A 1,841-nucleotide genomic window follows, 5' to 3' on the forward strand; every position below is an offset into this window, starting at 1 on the left:
AGTGACATAATCGCCTGCTACTACCGTCGCTTTATCTTCTTTCAGTGTATTATTGATATTTGTAATCGCCGTATTATTCGTTAAATCAATCTTACTGCCTTCAATGCCATACTTAATCGTGTTTCCCTCACGGCTTACGGTCAGTCCTTTATCTGTGTCTGCGTCAAAGGTAACGGTGTTTCCATTTTTAATTTCTTGTTCAGCGCCTGTTCCTGCTTTGACTTTAAAGCCATGCATCGCATCGGTTAAGCCTAATTTTGTGAGCCATACCGACGAATCTATATTTGTGGCGTCTTTATTTGCTTTAGTATTTAATGCATCTGTTGTGGCTTGCGCACTCGCTACATCTTGAATCGTCACATCATAACTACTATCGCCTTTTGCATTTCCATTTTTTACTTTTAAGGTGACATTCCCGTTATTTACTTTGTACGTTCCCCTTTCTAAGGCGAAATCAGATTTTCCGCTTAACTGTTCCGATGTAGTTTTAATGGATTGCTGTAATTCTTTTAACTGCCCTTGTGTAGCGGCTTGGCTAAGATCCAAATCATCCGGAATTTCTGCGTTCCAGGTCGTATTCGTCAATCCCGTAATCGTTCCTGCTGTACCGTTAATGGTCAATGCTTTGCTCGTTTTTCCTACTTGTGCAGTAGGCGCGGCAAAGGTAATGCTGTTCATATTTGTCAACGCATTATTTAATCCATACGTTACCGTCGTTCCGTCTACTTTGCTCGTAATATTTGCATCACCGGCAAAAGTCACGGTCGGCGCTTTCTCTCCACCTAACGACACGCTACTTTTTCCGGTATCTCCTGCCACGTTGAATCCGGCGGTCAATTTCTTCGTTATATTATTTATAGTACTTGTATTGGTAGCAATATTCGTCGTATTATTGGCAACACTATCTGTAAATGTCTTAGCTAATCCTACGGTTACCGTCGGTGCATCATTATCTCCGCCAACAGCAACATTAATTTTCCCTGCTTCTCCCACGAATTTGACATTATTATTCTTGCCTTTGCCTAAGTTAACCTCTTTCGTATTCGTACCGTCTGTCACAGAGAACTTAGCGGAAATATTCGTGATTGCCGTTGCATTCGTATTATTATTAATAGTATTTGTAACGGTAGAAGCGAATTTATCTGCATTAATGCCGTACTTGATCGTGTTTCCGACACGGCTTACGGTCAGTCCTTTATCTGTTTCCACGTCAAAGGTAACGGTGTTATCCGTATTATTCACCGTTCCTTCGCCTTTCACTCCGTTAGCCTTGAGTTTCCATGCAGACATCTTCCCTGTTACGGTGCTATTGCTTGTAATCTGCGTATTGATTTGGCTGTTCAGGGCATCTTCATTAAGCCCCAGTGTCAGACCTTTATCATTCACTGTTGCTTTAACGTATTTATCTCCTGTTACGGTTACCATACTTCCTGCTGTGACGGTTTGTTTACCGACTATCTTATTGGCATCTTGGAGAGTAAATCCCCCTTGCAATGTTTTGATGTCACTTTCATTTTTACCTACACGAGTAGTCAATCCTGTAATATTGGTTGCATTTGTTTCCGCTTGTGTCTTGACCGGGTTCAATGCAGCTTGAACTGTGCCACCGGTTACAAGATTTGCGTCATTCGCTTCCACTTTTCCCGTACCGAGTTTAGTTGCCCATGCAGTTCTTTCTGTATCACCTATATTACCGGCATCTTTGTCTGCTTTCTTATCAATTTCCGTTTTCAGTTCGTTTTTCGCCGTATTTATTTGTCCTACTGTGGCGGCACTATTGTCTTTCGTACCGGCTTTAACATTCGTAATTTCCTGACCGCCCATAATGAGTCCGTCTTTGG

At 41.9% G+C, this 1,841-nt stretch carries 1 protein-coding gene; it reads right to left on the bottom strand.

Annotation, left to right across the window (positions count from 1 at the left end; translation table 11 throughout):
- Nucleotides 1-1,841: autotransporter outer membrane beta-barrel domain-containing protein (locus HMPREF1039_RS08060; RefSeq protein WP_007390314.1), on the bottom strand; the 1,841-nt coding region annotated here is incomplete at both ends.

Origin of the sequence: Megasphaera lornae (genome assembly GCF_000214495.1) — a bacterium.
GTDB classification, from domain to species: domain Bacteria; phylum Bacillota; class Negativicutes; order Veillonellales; family Megasphaeraceae; genus Megasphaera; species Megasphaera lornae.